The organism is Streptomyces pathocidini (genome assembly GCF_001418495.1).
In the GTDB taxonomy this organism is placed as follows: Bacteria; Actinomycetota; Actinomycetes; order Streptomycetales; family Streptomycetaceae; genus Streptomyces; species Streptomyces pathocidini.
Genome location: NZ_LIQY01000116.1, coordinates 1 through 5,901, shown reverse-complemented (window position 1 = coordinate 5,901; position 5,901 = coordinate 1). Strand labels below are relative to the sequence as shown.

The window sequence follows — 5,901 nt, the reverse complement described above, 5'->3', positions numbered from 1 at the left end:
GGGGAGCGGATCCGGAAGGGTGGGCCGGAAGGATGGGAGGGAGAGAATGGGCGTGGCCATGCCATAGAAGGGGGTACCCGGCAGGAGCTCAGGCCAAAGGGGGCGGCGGTGCTGCCGTTGGTCTACTCCTGCGAAATACTGGCCCCGACCCGGCGGAGCTGCGAGAACGCCGGCGGCTGAAAGAAAATTCCCCGGGGCGGGAAGGTTTCGGAGAGTGCGGAGGACATGAGGGACGTGAGTGGCGTGGACCACGAGTTTCTGGCGCTCGAACGGGAGTTGGCCGTTTTCCTGCGCCGCGCCCGCGCCTCCTCCGGCGAGATGGCCCGCGAGGTCCACCCGGATCTGGAGCCCGCCGCGTACGGGCTCCTGCTCCGCCTGGAGGACGCGGGCGAGCAGCGGGCCACCGAACTCGCCGGCTACTTCGGCGTCGGCAAGGCCACGATGAGCCGCCAGCTGCGCGCCCTGGAGTCCCTGGGCCTGATCGCCCGCCGCCCCGACCCCGCCGACGGCCGCGCCTCCCTGGTCACCCTCACTCCCGAGGGCCGCACCCGCTTCACCGCGGTCCGCGGCGCCCGCCGCGCCCAGTACGTCCGAAAACTGGAGGGCTGGGACCGCCGGGAAATCGCCGAACTGGCGCGCCTGCTCCACCGCCTGAATGCGCTGTAGGGCTTGCCCGCTTCTCGGTCGCAAGCCCGCTCCCCGGAATCGGAATTCCGAGGAGTGGGCCTTCTTGTGCCTGTCACGGACCGGTTATGGATCAGTGGCGCCCATTTCCCGTGAGTCAGGGGTGCCTACTTCCCGTGGGTTAGTGGTGCCGTGGTGCCCGTTTCCGTGGGTCAGTGGTGCTGTGGCGCCCACTTCCCGTGGATCAGTGGCCTCCACTTCCCCCCACGGCCTTCGCGATCTGCGTCAGCAGCCCCCTCGCCAGGTGTTCGGCGTGGTCGTACCGGGTGGGATACGCCGACCGCTGTACGCCCTGGGCCACTTTGCCCGCGGACCAGTCGGGGTGGGCTTTGGCCACTCGGACGGCTTCCGTGAAGAACCGCCGCGCCGCGTGATCGGGGTCAAGGCACTGAACCCGGGTTCCCCAGCCCTGGGACGGCCGCTGCTGGAAAACTCCTACCGAATCCCGGTCCCCGTAATGCAGATTCCGCATCCCGGTCTCGACGATTCCGGTCTCGAACGCGGCCAGCATGACTTTGTCCGTCACACGTAAACTGACACCAACACGATATATTTCCTTCGCTAATTCAAGGTCATACGTCATGGTCAACCCTCCAATTGTGGGTGGATGCGGCTACCCACACCCACCCACATTTTAACGTTCGGTCCTCCCGGGAGAATTGAGTCAGGGCGGTCGCCGACCGTGGATGTTTCGGTGGGTTCGAAGAGGAGGAGGGCGGTGAGGGTTGGGGCGTGGAGCTTGTGGCCCTGGCCAGGGAAATGGGGTCCGTGGGCATAGGGTTCATCCTCTAACGGGCATGCGCCCCGCGCGAGTGTTAGGTCTCGGCCGCGTCCGCCGTGATACTCCTCGGAGTGCGGAAGGCGCGAGATTTGTCACCCGGGAGGTGTCCCATGGTTGTTCGTCGTGTCATGCCCATCGTTCACGCCGAGGCCCCGCAGGGGCGGAGTCGGGAGTTCTACGGGCTGTTGGGTCTCAAGGAGGTCATGAATCAGGGGTGGATCATGACGCTCGCCTCGCCGTCCGCCCCCACGGCCCAGGTCAGCTTCATGACCAGCGACAAGACCGCGCCGGTCAACCCCGATTTCAGCGTCGAGGTGGATGACGTCGACGCGGTCCACGCGGCCGTGCGGGAGAGCGGCGCCGAGATCGTCCATCCTCTGTGCGACGAGGAGTGGGGCGTACGGCGGTTCTTCGTCCGCGACCCCAACGGTCGGGTGGTCAACGTGCTGAGCCACCGCTGACCGCCTCTCCTCGACATCCCGCACCAGACCGAGGAGCCGCACTGCGCCCAGCTCCCGCACCAGTTGGAGGCCGAACCCTCCGGTCCGGAGGCCGATCCCGCCGACTCGCCCACCGCGCCCCGCATCACGCCTGACGCGATCTCACAGCTGATGCGGTCTCACAGCTCCACGAACGCCACCGCTGCGTCGTCCCGTGTCTTCCCCCGCCGGTACGCCGTGCGCGACGGGTCCGCCGCCTCCAACGTCCGTACGCGGTCGATCAGTCCGTGCGATCCCTCCTTGCGGAGGAGGGCCAGGCAGTCCGGCCAGCCGCCCTCGGCGAAGACCTCGACCCAGCGGGCCGCGCCGTCCGTCAGGGCGGCCAGCGCCCTGACGGAGGAGCGCGGGACGGCGCCCGTCACCGCGCGGCGGGCGACCCCGGGGTCCGCCGCCGCCGTGAAGAAGCCGCCCTCCAGGTTCCGCAGCGGCGCGACCCGTCGGCCTGCCGCCCGCAGGACGTCGATGCGGTCGTCCAGTACGGCGGTCACCGTGCCGCCGTCCGCCGCCGACTCCAGCAGCAGCACCGAGTCCGACAGCACCAGATACTCGACCTCCGGTCCGGCTGCCCCTGGGGCGTGCTCAATCTCCGCCCCGGCCGCCCCTGAGACTTCCGGAACCCCCGGCGACCCTCCGCCCCACCGCGCTGCGACCACCGTCGCCTGCGGTGTCAGTGGGTGAGAAAGATCACAGGTTTCCCGGTGGGTGTCCGCCACCTCCGAGATGGACGCGGCCAGGCAGTCCGCGAGGCTCATATCGCGGCGCGAACCGGACAGTTCGAGCAGCTTCCCGCCCAGCCGGGCCACGAACCACGGGACTCCGTGCACGCATCCGTCGTCGCCCTCCGGCGGCGTCACCCCGTCCAGGAGGACGAGCGCCCCGCCCTGCCCCGACGCGGGGAGAACGGCGGAAACGTAGTCCTCGTTGGGGCGTCGCGGGTCCCCGGGCTCGGTGGCCAGATCCATGCGCATACGGCCAGTCTGCCGGAGCACGAGATCGCCTCGGAGGTTTGACCGGCCGCGGCCACGGGAACGGCACCGCTCGGCAGCCCAACCACGGCCGGGCCGCTGCCCAACCACGGCCGGGCCGCCGGGAGTCCCGTGAAGGCCGCCCGCCATCCCTGTCCGCCCCGCCCTGAATTCCCCCGGATTCGGCGAGTCCGATCTTGCTGCGGGCGCGCATCCTGCCAGGCGTCGGGAGCGATTCCAAGCCAGGGCCCTCGGTGGGCCCCAAAGGCCCCCTCGGCGCAAGTTGTTCGCCAACTCCTTAGTAATGTTCACTCGTTCAGGTGGCCAAGCGGGTGATGGGCGAGCCCCGCGTGAAGCGGTACTGGAATGGTCTGGTCCCGTCGTACCGAAGGGTAGGGGGGCGGGGCGCCGGTCGGCCCGCGCTCCGCGCGCGGTGGGATCCGGCGCCGGCCGGTCGCGCCCGAGTGAACCCACTGCTGTCACCTCGGCCATGGGCAAGACGAGAACAGATTGCGAGCACCGGTGCAGAAGACGCGGCCTCGGGGCAAAAGGCGTAGGTCGGCACAGTCGGCGTCGGCGCAGCCGTCGCAACCCGCCCAGCCGACGGCGCAGTCCCCTCAGCAGACGACACCCTCCGCGCAGCCGACGACACCCTCCGCGCAGCCGACGGCACCCTCCGGGCAGCAGGCGACTCAGCCCGCGCAGGCATCGGTGGGCGGCAACACCCCCCCGCCGCCCCGGCGCACGGCCCGGGTCCGCAACCGGCTCGTCGGGTACGTCGCCGTGGTGGCCGTCGCCGTGGCCGGTGCGGGAGCGCCCGCGGTCGCCCTAGCCTCCGGCGATCTGACCGAGTCCCAGCGGCTGGTCTCGCTCTCCGAGTTGAACGGGCGGGCGCTCGTCCTCGCCCACTCGCTCGCCGACGAGCGCGACACGATGACCGAGTTCGTCGCCGCGGGACGCACCACCGAGTCCGGCGCCGAGGACGTCTCCAAGAGCCGCGCCGCCCGCGTCGACCGGCAGATCCAGGAGATCGGCGCGAGTGGCGCCGACGTGCCCGCCGCCCTGCGCAAGGCGCTGGCCGGCCTGGGGAAGGTCCGTCAGGAGGCGCAGTCCGGGCGCGGCCCCGCCATGGACACCTTCCAGGCGTACACCGCCGTGCTCGACGCGCTGCGCGAGGTCTCCACCGACCTCGCCCGCCGCATCCCGCCGCGCGCCTCCGGCACCGTGGAGTCGCTGCCCGCGCTCGGCCGGGCTGTCGAAGAGGCCTCCGCCACCCGCGCTCTGGCTCTCGCCGGGCTCGTCGAGGGCGAGAAGGCCGCGGCCGCGGAGGGGCTGGGCAGCCTCGGGCTGCCCACCGGCGTCACCACCGACGGCTGGCACTCCGAGCTGACCGCCGCCACCCAGCGCAGCCGCGTCCAGGAGCAGGCCGCTCTCGCCGAGTTCGACCGTACGGCGCCCGAGGACGCGGTGAGCCGGTACGAGAACACGGTCAACGGCACCGAGGTCAGCGGCGCCGAGCGCTACCTCACCCGCCTCGCCGACCAGCCCGAGCTCTCGCCCGAGGACCTCGCCCTCAGCCGCTCCAGGATCGACACCGCGCTCTCCGGCCGCCTCGACCGTATGCGGGCCGTGGAGTCCGCGCTCACCACCGCCGAGACCAGCCGCCTCTCCGCCGTACGTGACGACGATGTCACCACGCTGGAGCTGCGGATCGCGCTGGCCGGCCTCTGCGTGCTGATCGCCATCGGTGTCAGCATCACCGCCGCCCGCTCCATGACCCACCCGCTGGCCGCGCTGCGGCGCGGCGCGCAGCGGGTCGCGGCGGACCCGGCCGGGGAGGAGCCGGTCAAGTACACCGGCCGCAAGGACGAGTTCGCCGAGGTCGTCTGGGCCGTCAACGAGCTCCGCGGCGCGGTGGCCCGGCTGCACACCCGCGCCGAGCAGCTGGCCGAGGACCGCACCCGGCTCGTCGCCGAGCGCCAGCGCCTGGCCGATCAGCGCGACGAACTCCTGGCCCAGCAGAAGCAGTTGACGGCGGAGGTGTCAGGGGTCGCCGACCGCGTCCAGGGCACGTACGTCAACCTCGCGGTGCGCACCCTCGGCCTGGTCGAGCGGCAGCTGGGCGTCATCGAGGGCCTGGAGGACCGCGAGGCGGACCCGGAGCGGCTCGACACCCTCTTCAAGCTCGATCACCTGGCCACCCGCATGCGCCGCCACAGCGAGAACCTGCTGGTCCTCGCCGGGGTCGAGCACGGTGGCTGGCACGGCAGCGGGCACGGCAGCGGGCACGGCGGCGCGCCGGTGCCGCTGCTGGACGTGCTGCGCGCCGCGGTCAGCGAGATCGAGCGGTACGAGCGGGTGGACATCCACTCGCTCCCGCCGCACGCGCAGGTCGCCGGGTTCGCGGCGGAGGCGATCAGCCACCTGGTCGCCGAACTCCTGGAGAACGCCACCGCGTTCTCCCCGCCGGACTCCGCGGTCCAGCTCTCCGGCTGGCTGCTGGAGGGCGGCGAGGTCATGCTCTCGATCCAGGACGAGGGCATCGGCATGACCCAGGGCCGGCTGGATGAGCTCAACGCCCTGCTGGCCGAGCCGCAGGGGGAGGTGCCCGAGGCGGCGGAGGATGACGACGCGCTGGGCCTCGGCCTGTACGTGGTGGCACGCCTCGCCGCGCGGCACGGCGTACGGGTGCAGCTGCGGCAGCAGAAGCAGGGCGGGATCGCGGCCGTCGCCGTGCTGCCCAAGTCGCTGCTGCCGACCCGCCCGACGCCCTCGGGCCCGGGCACGGCGCCACCGCCCGCGCTGCCCGCGGTGAACCTGCCCGGCTCGGTGGCCGAGGCCAACTCCAACACCCTCCCGGGCCGCGCGACGGCCCTCCGGGCGGGCGGCCGCTTCGTGGAGACCTCGGCGGTCGGTCTGTCGGACGGCCCCCCGGCGGACGGCCTCCCTGTGGACGGCCTCCCTGTGGACG

5 protein-coding genes are annotated in these 5,901 nt (G+C 71.9%); 3 read left to right on the top strand and 2 right to left on the bottom strand.

What is annotated here, in order from left to right; genetic code table 11:
• Positions 1-225 precede the first annotated feature (225 nt).
• On the top strand, positions 226-666 hold the full coding sequence (locus tag AOK16_RS07395) for a MarR family winged helix-turn-helix transcriptional regulator (protein WP_055471431.1): 441 nt from the start codon (positions 226-228) through the stop codon (positions 664-666).
• Positions 667-868: 202 nt separating this feature from the next.
• Here the strand turns inward: AOK16_RS07395 and AOK16_RS07390 are convergent, their stop codons facing one another.
• Positions 869-1,267, bottom strand: a complete 399-nt coding sequence (locus AOK16_RS07390) for a hypothetical protein (RefSeq protein WP_157859138.1) — start codon at positions 1,265-1,267, stop codon at positions 869-871.
• A gap of 308 nt (positions 1,268-1,575) precedes the next feature.
• Between AOK16_RS07390 and AOK16_RS07385 the strand changes: the two genes are divergently transcribed.
• Positions 1,576-1,926: a VOC family protein gene (locus tag AOK16_RS07385; RefSeq protein ID WP_055471429.1), complete on the top strand. Its 351-nt coding sequence runs from the start codon at positions 1,576-1,578 to the stop codon at positions 1,924-1,926.
• Positions 1,927-2,084: 158 nt separating this feature from the next.
• Here the strand turns inward: AOK16_RS07385 and AOK16_RS07380 are convergent, their stop codons facing one another.
• Complete coding sequence (locus AOK16_RS07380; protein ID WP_055471428.1) at positions 2,085-2,933, bottom strand: hypothetical protein; 849 nt, start codon at positions 2,931-2,933, stop codon at positions 2,085-2,087.
• 708 nt (positions 2,934-3,641) lie between these two features.
• On the opposite strand from AOK16_RS07380, the gene AOK16_RS07375 reads away from it, so the two are divergent.
• The coding region (locus AOK16_RS07375; protein ID WP_205627643.1) for a sensor histidine kinase at positions 3,642-5,901 on the top strand (2,260 nt) is incomplete at its 3' end.